Origin of the sequence: Aliiruegeria haliotis, from assembly GCF_003003255.1 — a bacterium.
Lineage (GTDB): Bacteria > Pseudomonadota > Alphaproteobacteria > Rhodobacterales > Rhodobacteraceae > Tropicimonas > Tropicimonas haliotis.
This window is the reverse complement of record NZ_PVTD01000001.1, coordinates 1,122,872-1,139,349: the sequence shown is the minus strand read 5'-3', so window position 1 is coordinate 1,139,349 and position 16,478 is coordinate 1,122,872. Positions and strand designations below refer to the sequence as shown.

Genomic DNA, 16,478 nt, shown 5'->3' with positions numbered 1-16,478 from the left:
GAGTTCGTTTGATGGGCAACAGATGACCTCAATTGAAGCGGCGCAGGAGTTGGGTAACGGTTGCCTAACGGTTGACCGGCATTTGGTCCGAACCGTTTGGCAACCGTTGCTCAACTCCCGAGCAGACAGGTCAGCGGCTAGATCTTCCTCATCAAACGCAGACGGAAACGTCCCCAACCTGCAGGAAGAAATGATGATCCCCTCCACCTCCAAACCCCGCTCGCTGGCGTCCATGGCTGTCACCGCCGTTCTCGCGACCGCATTGAGCACTACCGCAATGACCGCAACGGCCTGCTCATTTTTCAACTTCTCGGCCAACGACAACCACTTCGCCGGCCGCACCAACGAGCTGCCCATCGAGACTGACGAGCAACTTGTCGTCGTTCCGCAAGGGCACGATTTCCACGGAGTCGAAATCGAACATGGCTTTGTCGGCCTGAAGCATGGCGACGATCCTTTCGTTTCGTCCGGACTGAACGAGCACGGCGTGAATATCGAGGGCCTGGCGCTCGGAACCAGCGTCTATGCCGAGAAAGGCAAAGGCGATCTCAGCGTCCTGCAGCTGCCGGCCATGGTTCTCGGCAATGCCTCCAGCACCGACGAAGCCGTCGAACTGCTCAAGACCGTCGCTATCGAAACCGACAACATGAGCCAGTTCGGCGATATTCCGATCGGCTTCCACTTTGTCATCACCGATGCGGAACGTTCTGTTGTGGTCGAGTACACCAACGGCAAAGGCACGCCGGACGTCTACGAGAACACACTTGGCGTGATGACCAACGATCCCGCCTACCCTACGCAGATGTCGTTCGCGAAGTCGCTCATCGACGGGACGAGCTACGAGGACGCAAAGGCAGTCTTTCCGGAAGAGCGGTTTGCCGGTTTCGACAAAAGCCCGGAAGGGCGCTTTCTGAACCTCGTAGCCATCAACATGACCCGCGACACCGACGTGGTGAACACCGACATGGACGGTGTGAACATGGCCTGGTCGACGGTCAATGCGATGGAGATCCCGCGCGGTTCGGTCTATTGGCGCTTCCTCAGTGATGAACCGCAAATGGATGCCTATTCGGTCGTCATCGACTTCGGCAACAAGGACTACTACCTGCGCACCTACGACAATCTCGACATTCGCAAGGTTGATATAGACGCAATCGACTTCGCAACGGTCGAGTATTCGGCACAGGACATCTACGGGGTCACACCGAGCTATTCAGAAGTCCCCGTCAATTGACGGGAATCTTTTCAGCATGGCGCAACAGCGTCAGGCAGAGCGGGGACGTCGAGCCTAAAGATGGGCACGCCGTCCTTCTCATTGTTGCAAGAAGCTCGTCACCGACGCGTTGATCTCCTCCGGGCTGTCCCGCATGGCCAGAGTAAGTCTCGGTATTCGGTTCCTTCACATACCATCGCGATGGGTAAACTCGCCGTTCAGTAGTGTTCCGACGACATTCGCCTCCTCGATCATGTTCTCGCCGGCGATCTCGCGCAGGTTCTTCTCCCAGATCGCGATGTCCGCGTATTTGCCCACTTCCAGCGTCCCGATGACGTCTTCCATGCCCATTTGCCATGCCGGAGCACGAGTGTAGGCGTTCAAAACCTGATCGATTGTCATAACCGGGCGCCAGTCCGGGAACGGTTGGGCGCCCTCGATGGAAGGTTCGATCAGCGTCATGGATTGCTGGAAAAGGTAGGACGGATAGGCCCGCTCGATGGGCGCACCCGGTGCGTCGCCGGAGAGCGAAAGGTTGTCATACATCTGCGCCAACTCGGTATACTGACCATGAGCTTCTCGAGCGAAGGCTTCCTGCATGATCTTGAACAGTTCGGACCCGTTCCGCCCCGAGTCCAGCTCGTTGTAGAAGAGCGGGCTGGCATTGCTGCCAACATTGTGCAGCACCATGCGGTCGCGGGTCTCGTCGTCCATCGAGGTTAGGTGGTCGAGCCGGTTGCGGGCGTCCGGGTAGTACTGTTTCGCCTCGATGATGATGTCGAGCAATCGCTTGATCAATCGCGAGCCGTCAGCATGCGTGACCACGTCCAGCCCGTTCATGTTTGCCCGGTTGACCATCTCGAACAGCCGTTCGGGCGGAACGCCATAGGTGCCCCACGTCGGTGCATCGCCAGGATTGGCCGGCAGATAGGGCACAAGCTGCGTCGCCCCGCGTGACAGCCAGGCGTTCTCGGGGTGGACCTTGATTTTGTCCGTGCGCAACATGTCGGTGTCGTAGAGCGCCTTCATCTCCAGCGCGAAATCGACGATATCTTGCGCATCGGCATCGGGCAGCTTGTACCAGGGCATGACGTTCAGGCGCAGCTTAGCGTGGCCCGCATCCTCGCGCTCCTTCAACACGGCCATGATCTCGCGCATGTCGGATTTGGCCTTTTCGGTGCTGATCGACAGACCGGGCGTGACCAGTCCCGGCACCATCGCCGTCGTCACCCCTTTGCTGGCCAGGAAATCCTGAAGGAAATCCGCCGATTGCGGCACGATGGTTTCCGGATCCCAAGCGCCCATGTCGACATAGGCCTCGAAGAAGATCGTTTCGATCGCGAGACCCGTCGGGTTACCGTCGGCATCCCGCTCCCAGTAGATCACGCCCGGCTGCGTGTCCGGCGTATCCTTGGTAATCCCGGCCGCTTCGAGTGCAAGCGTGTTCAGAACCGCATCGTGCGAGGCGTTGCCAATGACCATCGTCGGACGACCAAGGTCCCACTTGTCGAGGTCGGCCGCTCGAGGCTGCACGTTGCCGAGGTTCGCCGGCATCCAGCCGAAGCCGATCAAGGGGCCGGTCTCGCCCGGGTTGGCGTCCACGTACTCCTTCATCATCCGCCCGATATCGTCGACCGACCGCGCGTCACTGACGTTGACTCCGGTCGTGATCCACTTCGACGACACGACGTGATTGTGCGACTCGATCACGCCGGGCGTAGCGTACTTCCCGCCTAGATCGATCACATCGGTCGTGTCTCCGACAAAGGCCTGAGCGTCCTCGCTGTCGCCGACAAACAGGATACGTCCGTCCTTTATGACCAAGGCTTCTGCAGCGGGCTGCACTTGGTTCATCGTTTCAATGGTCCCGTTCAGCAATATGCGGTCGGCGCTCTGAGCGAAAGCGCTTGCGGCCACGAGCAACGATGCAGCTGAATATATTGCTATTTTCATGGGTGTGCTCCAGCGATTGGCAGTTAGTTGTCTCTTCTCAAGAACGCTATCGGCACACAGAAGTTTGACTATCCGATTAGTGCTTATTTTGGTAACAAATCAACCATCGCGTTGCTCTTCACGCAGCGGTTCCGGAGCGACGACAGTCGGTGGTTTACTGGGTCACAGAAATCAAATCGGTTGATGACTTGCCCGTCTATCCGGATGTGCAGCACGAAATCCTGCCCCTCGGGCGGGGCAAGGTGCGAGCACTCGTCCGGTCAGCGCCGGTTGGTTCCTTGCGCGTCCATATCGAGAGTTTTCAGAGTCGTTTTTGGTTTCAGGAGGTCCAGACGGGCGACAGGTTGTACTTGGGTCTGTTGATGCCCAAGGGTGACCCAATCCGTTTCCTGTCCAGACAACTTGAAAGCCAAACCTTTGTTTCATGGCACGGTCTGGGCAGAACGGAATGGGACTACACCGTGGAGCCAGGCACATGTAACTACATGGTTGAGTTGCCCATATCGGTAGCGAAGGACAGAGGCTGGATTCTTCCAACGCCAAGTCACTTGCAAGTTTCCACGCGGTCCGCCCAGGAGTTTGCCGCGCTTATGGAGTTGGAAACGGCGCTGGCTAGTCGTGGCACTATCGTTAAAACAACGGTTCGAGTAGAGCGGCTGCTGACGGCACTCGATGCGCTCACCAGCAATGCCCTTTACAATCCAATCACTGCAGCACGTGTCCGCGGATCGGTCCGCTCGCAAGGCCGAATTGTCAAAGCGGCTACGGAATATTTGAAAGAGCACGGATCTGAAACTGATGCTTCAGGGGCCAAACTCAGCGCGACAGTAGGTTGCTCAAGGCGGTCACTCTACGCCGCTTTCCAAGCCCAAGTTGGACTTGGTCCGCGTAAGGTTGACGAAATGCTTCGCCTGTACAAGCTGCGCTCGCTCCTCCGCGAAGGCGCACCCGGCCACACAACGGTTTCCAAGTTGATGCATGAAGCCGGGTTCTCGCATCTCGGACGAACAGCTGGACTCTATCGCTCTCACTTCGGTGAAACACCATCAAAGACCCTTCGTGGGTCTGCCTAGGTTTGGTAGCAGCACCAGTTCAGTTTTTGCGTCGAGTTCGTTCTCTTGCCAATCGATCAACAGCGGCTGGAGGCGGCTGTTCGAACGGCTAACGATGAACGTCGGCTCCGGGCAGAAAGCGCCAGTTGGCCAACCGGAGGCGAGCGACCGGTTTGTCCGCACCTTGCTCATTCGCCCTTGAAGCATCGCTGCGGCCTGCCGGAATGGTGGCTTTTCTCGCCGCGTTGTAGCGGCGATTTTTGCGGGGTTGCAGCGATAGACTCTCTGCGAGCGCGCGCAGCGAGTTTCCGATGGGTCCGCAGTGGGCTCGATGCGGTCGTTCCGGCGCTGTTGAACCAACTATCGTTTCCAGCTGCCGAAGTTCTGCTTTTGGGGTTAACTGGCTGAAGGCCGGGAATAAACTGAACTGCGGCGATGTCCGCTCAAGGAGCGCAGCTCATGTGTTGCCCGCTGCGCCGCCGCAATGCAGGAATGAGCCTGTTTCGGGCCTTGATGAGTTGCGCAGAAATCCTAAAAAAAAGGTCGAGAAGCGGGAACTCGGCGCGGCAGCGTGCTTTCGCCGTCCTGTTGCAGAGACGGACTCTAGAGGTTTAATCCCGCCCCGTTTTTCATGCCACCTTCAAACTCAAAATGCCTCCTGGAAGTTGCCCCGGAACCTGTGCCGTGTTCTGTTGCAAGGCCTATTTGTCGTAGCGCCGTCCACGGTAGCTTCCGACGATACTTCCGATCATGACGGCTATGTAGAGCACGCCGACGACGGCCTCCAGCCCCGACATGACTCGGGCGAGCGGATGCACGGGGAGGATGTCGCCGTAGCCGAGGGAGGTCAGGGTGACCAGGCTGTAGTAGACCGACGAGGACCAGAGCGGCGCGTCGTCTGGGAAGGAAATGGCCCCCGGCTGCCAGCGTTCGATCTGCACGAAGAACATGGCCCAGGCCATTGCCAGCAGGACATAACCGAAGACCGCGCCGACGAGCGCCTCCAGATCGCCGGCCTCGCGGTCGAGAAGGTTGCGGAAGGTGACGTAGAGCGCACCGGCCAGCATAAGGACGGAGACAGCGGCGACGACCCCGTGGAGGGCGTCGACGAAGATGGCAAACAGCGTCGCGCCGAACCAGAACAGCGCAAGTGCGAGGCCCGCAATACGGCCCCGCCTGTCAGTGACGCTGGTAAACAGGGCGCGCACGACAACGAACTGGAGGAGCGCAAGCCCCAGCAGTTCGACCGGCCGCGACGCACCGAACACGGGCTCCAGCAGGATCGCCACCAGCAGCAGCACCAGCAAAGCACCCCAACGCACCTCGGGGGTATCTCTCAGCATGTCGGCTCCTCGTTCCTCCGCGTCCAGTTCAACGACCCTGGCCGTCCCTGTCGCTGATGTCGCCGAAGCGAAAGATCTCTGGCGCGTATTTCGCCGTGATCCCGTGCACGAAGGCGGAGATCAGCACGGCGGTGATCGCAATGACGAGGATGCCCTCGATATTCTCCACGCCCTCGAAATCCATCACCACGAAGACGGCAAAGAGGGCGGTGGCCAGCCCGCGCGGGCCGAACCAGCCGTAAAAGAGCCGTTCGTTGGGCGATGTGTCCGTGCCCATGAGCGAGAGCCATATGGCAACCGGGCGCACGAGCACCAGCGACAGGATGACGACCAAGAACCCTGCGAATGTCAGGTACTCCAGCGCCTCCGGAACAAACAGTGCGCCGATGAAGAAGAAGCTGAGCATGGCGAGGAACTGCCCGTCGCCTTCGAGGAAGTGGCGGGCGTGGCTAACCGACCCGCTGGCGGCATTGGCATAGGCGATGCCGGCCACGAAGACGGCGACGAAGGAATTGCCCCCGGCATGTTCGGCAGCGAAGAAGATGAAGGCGACGAGGATCAGCGTTGCAACCTGACCGAGGCCGTGGTCCATCAACTCCCGCTCCAGAACGAAATTCCGCAGTTTGCCGATGGCGAAGCCGCCCGCCACGCCGACTGCGGCGCCAAGTCCGATCTGGGTGGCCACCAGTTTGAGCAGCGAGCCGTCGCCGACGTCGCCGGCCCCTGCACCGCTGATGGCCATACCGGCGAAGAAGATCACGAAAGGCAGGGCAAGCCCGTCGTTCAGCCCGCTTTCGGCGTTCATCGCATCGCGGAAGGTCTGCGGGATACGGGTGTTCGACTGGATAGACTGACCCAGCGCCGCGTCGGTCGGTGCAAGCAATGCGGCCAGCAGGCAGACCTCCCAGAGCGGCCAGTCGGGCAACAGGACGAGGTTGATCCCGGCGCCGAGAAGGATCGCGAAGGGCAGTCCCAGAAGCAGCATCCGACCCGTCCGCTGGCCAATCTTGTCGAGGGCATCGCGGCGCAGGGTGGTGGCGTCGGCGAAGAGAAGCAGGGCAAGCGTGACTTCGGCCAGGTGGTGGAAGGCCGTGGCGTAGGCCAGGGTCAGCGGCTCGCCATCGATACCGACGAGGACGCCCAGCCCGAGGAAGACCATGGGCATGGTGATGCCGAAAGAGCCGATCCTTGCCGAGAACAGGCAATAGAGGAGCATCACGAGGGCGATATGGACGAGGTAGTGTTCCATGATGTGTCGCGTTCCTATTGGGCGCTCTGGGGGGCGGCGCGGCGTTCGGGCAGGATCTCGTCAATGGTGACAAAGGACAGTAGCACCCATGCGAGGGCTGAAGCCAACTGAAAGAGGCGGTCGAAGATCTTCAGGTCGATGTCCTTTCCCAAGGGCGCCATTGCGCCGCCGAGGATGATCAGCGCGGATGTGAGGGCGGTCGCTGCAAGCGGGGCGGAGGGGTTGCCGGAGATCAGCCGGTTCCACAGCGTGAAACAGAGCAGAAGTACGGTCAGCGCCATGAACGTGAAGGTCGGGTTGATCACGATCAACTCGTGCGCCACCCACGCCATGAAGCCGCCGATGAGGTTGGCGAGCAGCATGGCCTTGGCGACCCTGGGGCCTTCGGCGGCACTGGCGGCAAGTTGGTGAGACAGGATGGCGACGAAGATCAGCGTGATGACCGCGCCCGCGGTCGCACATGAAGAAGAGGGTGAATAAGCGGCGGTTACCAGCGTCATGCGAACGAGCCGGCGGATTGGACCATGCGGGCCCACCTTGGCAGCGTACTGCTGGACTGCCTCCGGCGAGGGCGCCGCGGAGAGGAGCGTGAAGGCGCACTATGTCGCCAACAGGACAAAACCCATGTTCGTCGGCAACCAGGAGCCGAAGCTATGGGCGAGGTCCAGCGACAGGTGGACGAGGTAGGGCATCAGCACTGCCTCCAGCAATGCCAGCACCACCAGCAGGGGTGATTTGCCGGTGACCGAGAGCCAGAAGGCCCCCATCAGCAACAGGATCTGCGCGATCACGATGTTCGGTCGATCGGGCCGCAGGATCGAGAAGGGACCGTAGCCGAAGATCAGCAACGCAAAGGCCAAGAGGACCAGTCTGACCCCGTCGGCGATGCTCGGCGGCGCCGGGGCCCGCAGGAACATCGCCGTGAAGACGGCGCTCAGGAAAGCGAAGGGCCATTGAAAGGCCATGGCGGTGATGAAGATCCCGGCCACGCCAATCGCCAGCCGAACGCCCTTGCGCTCGACCCCAACCGGCGCAACGGCCTCAGCACGCACAGGACAGAAGTGCCATCAGGCGGATTTACCACCCACCAAACATGTTCAGCACGTCGCGTTCGCCAGTCAAGACGACGATCTCGGCCTGCCCGTTGAACTGAGAATTCACATCGTCTTCGGCATCCGGCCCGGTCTCGTAGCCCGGCAGGATAATCCGTACCGGGAAGCGCTGCGGATCACGCATCCAACCCGACGTTCGGGGTAGCGTCGAAAGACCATCGGGCGAGCCTTGGCCGATGGACGAGGCGGTCGAGAAATTCTTAGCGGTACCATTCAGGATGCGCCCGGGATGAATGTCGAGCACAACCTCAACCGGGTTGTCCTCCTCCTTCGGCCCAAGCTGGCTTGCGCCCGTTCCAGATCGGCTTTCGCCCCGCTCAATGCGATTTCGGCGGCGGCCAGTCCTTTCCTTTCCATCTCGAACACCCGCGCGGTTTGCAATTGCGTGTTCTTGAGATCGGTCGTTGCTCGTGCAAGGCGCGCTTGCGCCGCCGCGACCTGTGCCGAACCGGCCCCGATCTGCTGGAGCGCCGTCTGCAAATCCGCCTGCGCCCTGTCGCGGGCAATCTCGTAGGGTTGCGGGTCGACCCGGGCCAGAACGGCGCCAGCCTGTACCCGCTCGCCATTGACCGCATTCACCTCGATGACTTCGCCTGATACCTTGGGCACGATCTGGGTGACCACCGCCTTGACGGGCGCATTGTTGGAGAACGGTGTCAGCCGGTCGCAAACAGGAACCAGACAAGCAGGATCAGGGCGAGCAACACCAGCACCCGGGTCGTGGGTTTCATTCTGCCCTCCGCTCGACGTGGACGGCAGGGATTTTTGCAAGAGATGCCTCGGCTTACGGAGCGATTTTGGTCAGATCGCGCCAACCTCGCGAGAAATCTCACCGGCACCGAGAAGGGGGCGGGCAACATGCACGCCGCGGCTAGGGGGACGTCGCCCACCTATCTCGTGCCCGCACGATAGAGTGGAGCAACATGTTTGGGAAGAAACCCATGGGGGCCTGAGTGGCCCGCTGCAGGTCCATCTCGTCGAACAGTTTATTGGGCAGTATCCGGTGTGGGAAAGCCCCCGCCGTCGAACTCGAGCCTGCCGAACCGGGTTTCCATTGTCGAAGTGGCCGACACGAAATACGCCGCCGTCTGGCGCTTCTCGAAACCATCGAACAGGGAGGTCGACCGATCCGCTTCCTGAGCGTCGGCAATGGCAGGCAGCAACAGGCTTGCGACGGGTAGGGCCAATCCAAGTCGGTTCATCGGTTCCTCCCGCGAAACTGCCGTCGAGAAAAGCCCATGAGAGCGTGTGACGCCTGTTTGATCAGATCGCGCCAGAAATGACCTGGAGTTGCAGCCGACGGGACTGCCGGTCAGGCCCGCGCGGCCTGAGCGCGGCGGAACTCGCCGAGGCTCATACCGGCGTACTTTCGGAACATGCGTGCGAAATTCGATAGATCCTCGTATCCGATCGCAATGGCAACCTCGATCAAGCGGCGGTCGCTGTGGGTCAGAAGGTCAGCAGCGATGGAAAAGCGGGTTGTGTCCACAAGCTCGCTGTAGGAGGTGCCGTGTTCCTGCAACCGCCGTTGCAGCGTTCGAACGCTGGTGCCCAAAATCTCTGACGCCTCCGAGATCGCCAGAGGCCTACCTCGGAAATAGGGTCGTAGGACGGAGCGCAGGCAATCCAAGTCGCTCATCTCCACGCTTTCAGGTTGGTCATGAGCCTGCGGCATGCTCGCTACCTGTGCCCGCAATGAAAGGGCCTGCCGAGAAAAGTAGATTGCCGTCGTTGGCGCGCCGGTAATGATGCGGGTGTTGTCACATGCCTCCAGAGCGTCGTGGAAGACGTCAAACGCCGTCTTGAAGCAGATGGTCGCCGGCGCCCAGTCAGGGCCGGCGATGCTGCGGATCGCCTCGATTATGAATGCAACCTGGGTCCAATTGGGCGCGTCCCTCCCGGGAGTGTTCTTGGAAATGTCCATCTTCGAGATGATCTGCACGCGATTTCCGTGGGCCCGCATTTCGACCCTGAGGTTTGAATTCTCGATTCTACTCAGCACGAAGAACCGCTTCAACCGGCTCGAAACGGTGTGCGCCGGGAACATCGCGTCGCGCAGGGAGGCGTTCAACTGACCGTCTCGCAAGGCATTCGCCCCCAGCCAGCTCACATCTTCGATCCCTTCAGCGGCGGCGGTCTGACCCACGAAAGACGTGGCGAAGATGTAGCTCACATATGCATCCGGCTGCTCCTCAAGCAACGCCGGCAGCCGCGCTCGCTCCAATTGGGTTTGGACAGGCGCCCCAAGTCGCCAAAACTCTTCACAGAACGCGATGACATGCGCAGCCCGAGTGACCGGTAGGTTGGCCAACTCTGTCTCCCCCGGGATTTGTCATGAGACCTGGTTGCGGCTCAGCGCATTCGCAGTTTCGATCATTTCTGGCAGAAACGTCAAACAAAACGATCTCTGTGGGTTTCCATCGACACAGCCGATCGAACCGGCGGTCAGTGCAACGCGAATGAACCCTTTAGAATGCCCCCATCGAGTGGTCCGGATTGAAAGCTAGTGCATTACCGGCCTCTGGTCCAACGGGATGACGCTTTCGGGCACGGGTGTTCGGTATGCCAGGGCGCTGTAGCGCTGGATGGTGTTGCAGTGTTTCCTCCAATCCTCGATGATGATTTGCGCCTCCTTCAGTGAGTAGAAGATTTCCCCGTTGCGCAACTCGTCTCGGAACCTGGCATTGAAGCTCTCGCAGTCGCCATTTTCCCATGGTGAGCCTGGTTTGATGTAGGCGGTCTTGGCGCCGACGGCTGCGATCCAGTCCCGCACTTTCTGCGCAATGAACTCCGGGCCGTAGCACCTCGGGAAGAAGCGCTTGTTTGAGGTTATGGCCGCGCGCGCAGCCTTCAGATAGCGCAGCGGTTGGCCATAGCCGGGTCTCAGGTCTCAACAGTGGTTTTGCACAAACCACACCGCTGAGGAGACCGGCTATGACCGCCACCGATACTACCGCCTCGACCTTGTTGGTCGCCATCGACATTTCCAAGCACCGCCACGAGGTACTGATTGGCGTTCCTGGCAAGAAGCGCCGTCGTCGTTTGACGATCACGAACACGCTCGACGACTTTCGGCGCTTGGCCGCCATCCTTGTGGACTACGGCCTGCCCGTGAGGATCGGGTTCGAGGCAACCGGCAACTATCATCGACCGTTGGCGCACCATCTCGGCTAGGCTGGGTTTGAACTGAAGCTCGTGTCCTCTGTCGGGGTGGCTCGGACGCGCGAAGCCCTTCACAACAGTTGGGACAAGAACGATCCGAAGGACGCCCAGGTGATCTTGCACATGCTGGTAATCGGCGCGGTGCAGTTCTTCCACGATCCGCTGGTAATGGGCATTGCTGACATCCAGGAGCTGTCGAAGACGCATGAGATGGTCTCGCGTTCGAAGACCGAGCTGTAGCACCGCATTCTCACGCATTACCTGCCGCTGTATTTTCACGAGGCGGAGCGATTTCACCGAAGTTCTCGGACGGATTGGTTCCTGGCGTTCCTTGAGAAGTACCCAACACCGCAAATGATCTCAGCCATGGGCCGCTAAGCTTTCGTAGCCGATGCCTGGCAAGTGGTTGGTCGCAAAGTATCCAAAGAACGCCTGCTTTCAGATATTTACGCCACAGCGGTTGGCTCTGTCGGTCTGCCCGTTCACCCGGACTCCGATGCCGTTCGCATGTTCCGCCTCGTGCTGGCCGATGAGCGCAGCCGGGTTCGACAGCGCAATGAGATCGAGGCGCGGGCTGTCGAGCTTCTGTCCGATCACCCAGACTACCAATTGCTGACAACCATTCCCGGCATCGGTCCGATCAACGCCATGACCATCCTGGCCGAAGCTGGCGATCTGCGCCGTTTCCGCCATCACCGCCAATTCTTGAAGTTCTGCGGCATGGACCTCGCAACCGTGCAGTCCGGCATGTTCCGAGGACAAAGCCGCATCTCCAAATATGGCAATGCACGGCTTCGCCGAACCTTCTGGATGGCTGGCCAGGTTGCCGTGCTCAACCGGCCGTAACTTCGTTACGATCTCCTCGGGCCTAGGTCGCTTGTTGGCCATGTGTTTCCTCGGTTTTCCTAAACATAGCGCAGGACTACTTCACTGGGGGAAGACCGAAAGTGCTTTCGACCATTCGAAGGTCGTCAGGGACGAATCGGCCCTCTATCCGAGCCTCCAGGATCTGCTCCCAGAAGCCAAAAAGCGTCCAGCGCTGAAACTGCCGATAGAGGTGGGACGCTTTTCCGAATACTTCGGGCAAGTCCCGCCAAGGCTCTCCTGTTCAGGAGGAGCAAGAGAACACCTTCAAGAACAAGGCGATGGTTGGTGGGTTTGCGCCCATTTGGGGCGCGGACAGAACAGATAAACGGTGCGACAAACGCCTACTCATTCACCGGGGCAACGGCCCCCCCCCGGACCGAAACCCGGCCCGTTTCATTCCGACATCAAGTCTCGTGCCAAGCTGGTCTTCATCGCTGATGACATTATGAATCAGGATCAGCGCGTAGGGTGAAACTCTTTTGTCAACACGGCCTAGCTATTGAGTGACCCTCCCGAAGAGTCCAAGAAAGTACGCCAAGGAGGCGAGAATATGGACTTCTCAAACAAGACAGTCGTAGTCACCGGAGCCGGAAAAGGGATTGGGCGCGAAATCTCACTTGGGCTTTCGAAGATGGGAGCTCAGATTGTTCCGATGGCGCGTACCGAAGCGGATTTGCAGAGCCTCTGTGACGTGATTGGCGGACGCTACATCGTCGTCGATCTGGCAGATGCAGTCGCTGCAAGAAACGCAGCGCGAGAAGCGATGCCGGCGGATTTCCTCGTGAACTGTGCAGGAACCAACATACTGCAATCATTTCTCGATGTTTCCACTGATGATTTTGATCGGATCATCGCCACTAATCTGCGTGCCGCAATGATTGTCTCACAGGAGTTTGCGGCGCATCGCATCGAAAATGGCGGTGGCGGCGCGATCGTCCAGGTTTCAAGCATGTCTTCTTTCGTAGGCTTCGCGGACCATGCGGCCTATTGCGCTTCAAAGGGCGGCTTGGATGCAATGAGCCGCGTGATGGCCAACGAACTCGGTGAACACGGCATCCGCGTTAACTGCGTCAACCCAATCATTACGCTGACGGAACTTGCTGCCGAAGCGTGGAGCGATCCTGCAAAGTCCCGGCCGGTTCTTGACCGGATGCCGATCGGTCGATTTGCCGAGACCGGCGACATCGCGGGGATCGTTGCATTCTTGCTGAGCGACGCTTCGGAAATGATCAATGGCCATTCGCTTCCGGTAGATGGAGGGTTCCTCTCTCGCTAGGCGTTCTGTCCCGGCGCCAGGTGGATCGGGTTCCAGAAAGAACAACCCGGTGGTGGAGTACGCCAAATGGGAACGCGACAAACCCGCCGGTCTGCGGCCTCAACCAGTCGGCCGCTCGACGCGCATTGGAGACAATGGGTGAAGCTCAGTGATGTCCGCTTTTACGGTTCGGACGATTGGAAACCGATCACAACTAGTGAGAATACATCAGCATTATGCTCTGCACGTCGAGTTCGCTAGAAAACGCGTCCGGGTTGTTCCAGATCATCTCGTTGATGATATCTCGTTCTGCACTTCGTTCTTCATGAGACGGTTCCATATTCGAATGTCCGGCGCGGTTCCCGGTCAAGCCACCGAACAAGTTTCCGAAGCTGCCCCAGATGCTTGGCGACATGGTATGAGATGCCATTGTTCGATCCCTTCGAGAGTTGTTTCGTTGTTTCAATCGTAGCTGCTACACCCAATTTTCTGGTATCCGTCGCGACGTTGTGTTGTTCTACAAATATGAATAGCCAACTCCGAAACTGGTCGGACATTCGGGTATTTCTCGCTGTCATTCAGGAGGGCTCGACGCTGGCGGCTTCACGCAAGCTGGGTATTTCTCAGCCAACCGTAGCCCGGCGCATTGAGGCATTGGAAAGCGAGACCGGTCTCACTTTGTTTACGCGCGACACGCGCGGGTTCAAGCCAACAGAGGAAGCCAGAAGCCTTGTGGCCTTGGCAGAGGGTGTTGAACAGGCCGTTGATAGTTTTGTCGACAATGTCCGAGAACTGGGCCGGCAACGACCCATTCGGGTCACCTCACCTGGTTTTTTTTCGGACAGGGTAATGGATCTGTTCAGCGAGTTCTCCGCTTCGAACCCGGGCGTCGCATTCGAGTTCATTCCAAGCGTAAAGGTCTTGAACCTCGCTGAAGGCGAGGCGGACATCGCGTTCCGGATAGCCAAGAACGAATTCGACGAAAACCTGATTTGCCGAAAGATCAGCACTGCACGCTGGGCATTGTTCGGAGGGCAAATCTACGCCGACAAGTTCGGCCTTCCGAAGTCACTGGACGACCTGCGCGGCCACCGGTTCGTGACGTACGAGCACGACGATGTGCCGGACTATTTGCACAAGTGGCTTTTGCGCCGCGTTTCACCTGACCAGATCATCATGTCATTCAATGAGGTGGAGTTGGTGCAGGCGTCCATCAGGTCCGGTCACGGGTTGGGATTGGTCAACCTGAGAATCGCAGCCTCCGACGACTCACTCATTCGCTGTTCAGGTTCCATCGAGGAACTGACCAGGTCGAACATGATGCTGATTTCGCCAGACGCCTACAGGAGGCAAGAAGTGAGAGCTTTCACAAGATTCTTCGCTCCACGTTATGCCGCTACCTTCAAGTAGAAAAACCACTCCACGTCCCCCAACCCAATAGCTAACCCGCGGGATTTTCGCGCCCTATGCTCGAAGCCGTCATCCACGCGCGCCGCTTCGACGACCTCTCGGAAACGCTCTGCTCCAAGCGCCGCCCAAGCTGATCAGCCTCACTTGAGTGGTGCAATCTGATTGTCAGTGCATGACTGGCCTTCGGTCCATCTGGACGATGGTTTCCGGGGCCGGAGGGCGGTGGCCCAGAACACTATGTGGGCGTTTCGTGTTGTCGTGTTTCCTCCATTCTTCGATCAGGATTCGAGCTTCTCGCAGGCTCTGGAAGATTTCGACATTCAAGAACTCATCCCTGAACCGGGCGTTGAAGCTTTCGCAGTATCCGTTCTCCCAGGGTGACCCTGGTTCGATGCAAGCCGTCTTTGCGCCGACGGCTTTGATCCAATCCTGCACGGCTTGAGCAACGAACTCCGGGCCATTGTCAGACCGAATGAACGAAGGCGCACCGTGCAGGATGAACAGGTCGTTCAACGCATCGATGACGTTGCCTGGGTTCAGCTTGCGATCAACACGGATGGCCAGGCATTCCCGGCTGTATTCGTCGATGATGTTGAGCGTGCGGAACGCCTTTCCGTCGTCAGTCCGGCAATGTACGAGGTCGCAAGACCAGACATGGTTGCGATGCTCCGGCCGTAGCCGAACGCACGATCCGTCATTCAGCCAGAGCCGCCCCTTCTTTGGGTGTTTCATTGGCACGTTCAGCCCCTCTCGTCGCCACGGCCTTTCGACCCGCTTGTCGTTCACATGCCAGCCCGCATCTCTCAGCAGCGCTGCGATCCGACGATAGCCGTATCGGCCATATTGCCGGGTCAACTCGATCACGTCGGCCACCAATCGTTCTTCATCCCGGCGGCCAACGGGCGCCCCGCGCTGTGTGGATCGGTGCTGTCTCAGTACCCGGCAGGCGCGGCGTTCCGGGAAATTCAGCTCCGCACGAACACGATCAATGCAAGCACGGCGACGAGCGGGGTGAGCCGTTGTAGCGCCATTGGTTCAAGCACAATGGCGAACGAAGCTTCCCTTCGCGGCTTCCGCCAAGATCAGCTTGTCCAATGTCAGATCAGAAACAGCTTTGCGAAGCCTCTCGTTCTCTTTCTGAAGCCGCTTCAGTTCCCTCAATTGGTCAGTGCCCATTCCACCGTACTTCTTCTTCCAGCGGTAATAGGTCTGTTCAGTCACGCAAATCTGCCGGATCGCATCCAGACGCGGCATACCTTGCCCCGTCAGAACCTCAACTTGCCGTGACTTCGGTACAATCTCCTCGGGCTTGGGTCGCTTGTTGGCCATGTGATTCCTCCGCTTTACTGAACATTGCAGAGGACCACTTCACGGAGGGAAGACCAGGCGCGGCTGTGTCCACAATCCCTGCCTCGCTCGATTGGCCGGACAACACCAGCGATGTGTGCCGACTGGCCAGCGGGCTGTTCCCCGCTATCCTTGAGAGCACTTGGGGTCTGCGCCCATTGATTTGGTTTCAATCTGCTCAGGTGACCGCTTCACTCTTCCGACTTTCAGGAGGCGTGATGGGCAACTCTCTCCGGCCGACCGAGTGAAGCAGTTCACGAAACGACCCGGGGAATACTCCGCCCACGGACAGGCGGAATGGCGACCAAGCTGCATAAGATTGCTGAGGCGTCAGGTCACGCAATTCGGTTCTGATGACCAACGGGCAAGCCCGCGACGATGAAAGTGCGGCGGCGTTCCCAGACAGCGTTCCTGTTGCCGACGGGCTGATCGCCGATAGGGATAGCGAGCCTTGGTGCGCGATGGGTTCAAGAAGCAATGGCGAGCGCCGAATGGTCCCGAGAAGTACAATAGTG

At 59.1% G+C, this 16,478-nt stretch carries 14 protein-coding genes and 4 pseudogenes; 5 read left to right on the top strand and 13 right to left on the bottom strand.

Going from position 1 to position 16,478, the window contains the following annotated elements:
* Positions 1-193 precede the first annotated feature (193 nt).
* On the top strand, positions 194-1,234 hold the full coding sequence (locus CLV78_RS05085; RefSeq protein ID WP_158263435.1) for a linear amide C-N hydrolase: 1,041 nt from the start codon (positions 194-196) through the stop codon (positions 1,232-1,234).
* A 165-nt stretch (positions 1,235-1,399) separates the two neighbouring features.
* On the opposite strand, the gene CLV78_RS05080 is transcribed toward CLV78_RS05085, so the two are convergent.
* Positions 1,400-3,166, bottom strand: a complete 1,767-nt coding sequence (locus tag CLV78_RS05080) for an amidohydrolase (protein WP_106203631.1) — start codon at positions 3,164-3,166, stop codon at positions 1,400-1,402.
* Between the two features lie 149 nt (positions 3,167-3,315).
* Between CLV78_RS05080 and CLV78_RS05075 the strand changes: the two genes are divergently transcribed.
* Positions 3,316-4,239 carry a helix-turn-helix domain-containing protein gene (locus CLV78_RS05075; protein ID WP_106203630.1) on the top strand — a complete coding sequence of 308 codons (924 nt, stop codon included), beginning with the start codon at positions 3,316-3,318 and terminating at the stop codon, positions 4,237-4,239.
* A gap of 680 nt (positions 4,240-4,919) precedes the next feature.
* On the opposite strand, the gene CLV78_RS05070 is transcribed toward CLV78_RS05075, so the two are convergent.
* From CLV78_RS05070 to CLV78_RS05035, 9 genes and pseudogenes are all read right to left on the bottom strand, one after another.
* Positions 4,920-5,561, bottom strand: a complete 642-nt coding sequence (locus CLV78_RS05070; RefSeq protein ID WP_106203629.1) for a potassium channel family protein — start codon at positions 5,559-5,561, stop codon at positions 4,920-4,922.
* Positions 5,562-5,589: 28 nt separating this feature from the next.
* Positions 5,590-6,810, bottom strand: a complete 1,221-nt coding sequence (locus CLV78_RS05065) for a cation:proton antiporter (protein ID WP_106203628.1) — start codon at positions 6,808-6,810, stop codon at positions 5,590-5,592.
* Between the two features lie 14 nt (positions 6,811-6,824).
* Complete coding sequence (locus CLV78_RS05060; protein ID WP_146136637.1) at positions 6,825-7,310, bottom strand: hypothetical protein; 486 nt, start codon at positions 7,308-7,310, stop codon at positions 6,825-6,827.
* A gap of 99 nt (positions 7,311-7,409) precedes the next feature.
* On the bottom strand, positions 7,410-7,862 hold the full coding sequence (locus tag CLV78_RS05055; RefSeq protein WP_106203626.1) for a hypothetical protein: 453 nt from the start codon (positions 7,860-7,862) through the stop codon (positions 7,410-7,412).
* A 25-nt stretch (positions 7,863-7,887) separates the two neighbouring features.
* Positions 7,888-8,046: a hypothetical protein gene (locus CLV78_RS23805; protein WP_158263433.1), complete on the bottom strand. Its 159-nt coding sequence runs from the start codon at positions 8,044-8,046 to the stop codon at positions 7,888-7,890.
* An 89-nt stretch (positions 8,047-8,135) separates the two neighbouring features.
* Positions 8,136-8,693, bottom strand: a complete 558-nt coding sequence (locus CLV78_RS05050) for an HlyD family secretion protein (RefSeq protein WP_106203625.1) — start codon at positions 8,691-8,693, stop codon at positions 8,136-8,138.
* Positions 8,694-8,908: 215 nt separating this feature from the next.
* Positions 8,909-9,124: a hypothetical protein gene (locus CLV78_RS05045; protein WP_106203624.1), complete on the bottom strand. Its 216-nt coding sequence runs from the start codon at positions 9,122-9,124 to the stop codon at positions 8,909-8,911.
* A 110-nt stretch (positions 9,125-9,234) separates the two neighbouring features.
* Positions 9,235-10,233, bottom strand: a complete 999-nt coding sequence (locus CLV78_RS05040; protein WP_106203623.1) for a helix-turn-helix domain-containing protein — start codon at positions 10,231-10,233, stop codon at positions 9,235-9,237.
* A gap of 192 nt (positions 10,234-10,425) precedes the next feature.
* Positions 10,426-10,719 (bottom strand): annotated as a pseudogene (locus CLV78_RS05035) (integrase core domain-containing protein); the annotation flags it as partial.
* A gap of 137 nt (positions 10,720-10,856) precedes the next feature.
* Here CLV78_RS05035 and CLV78_RS05030 point away from each other — a divergent pair.
* A pseudogene (locus tag CLV78_RS05030) lies at positions 10,857-11,924 on the top strand (IS110 family RNA-guided transposase); the annotation flags it as partial.
* Positions 11,925-12,030: 106 nt separating this feature from the next.
* Here the strand turns inward: CLV78_RS05030 and CLV78_RS24430 are convergent.
* A pseudogene (locus CLV78_RS24430) lies at positions 12,031-12,292 on the bottom strand (transposase); the annotation flags it as partial.
* A gap of 209 nt (positions 12,293-12,501) precedes the next feature.
* Between CLV78_RS24430 and CLV78_RS05020 the strand changes: the two are divergent.
* On the top strand, positions 12,502-13,227 hold the full coding sequence (locus tag CLV78_RS05020) for an SDR family oxidoreductase (RefSeq protein WP_106203621.1): 726 nt from the start codon (positions 12,502-12,504) through the stop codon (positions 13,225-13,227).
* Between the two features lie 193 nt (positions 13,228-13,420).
* Here CLV78_RS05020 and CLV78_RS24745 read toward each other — a convergent pair whose 3' ends face one another.
* Complete coding sequence (locus tag CLV78_RS24745) at positions 13,421-13,546, bottom strand: hypothetical protein (RefSeq protein ID WP_281261126.1); 126 nt, start codon at positions 13,544-13,546, stop codon at positions 13,421-13,423.
* 89 nt (positions 13,547-13,635) lie between these two features.
* Between CLV78_RS24745 and CLV78_RS05010 the strand changes: the two genes are divergently transcribed.
* A complete protein-coding gene (locus CLV78_RS05010) occupies positions 13,636-14,616 on the top strand; it encodes a LysR family transcriptional regulator (RefSeq protein WP_158263431.1) in 981 nt (326 codons plus the stop codon).
* A gap of 165 nt (positions 14,617-14,781) precedes the next feature.
* On the opposite strand, the pseudogene CLV78_RS05005 reads toward CLV78_RS05010, so the two are convergent.
* Positions 14,782-15,945: pseudogene (locus tag CLV78_RS05005) on the bottom strand (IS3 family transposase).
* Positions 15,946-16,478: the final 533 nt, after the last annotated feature.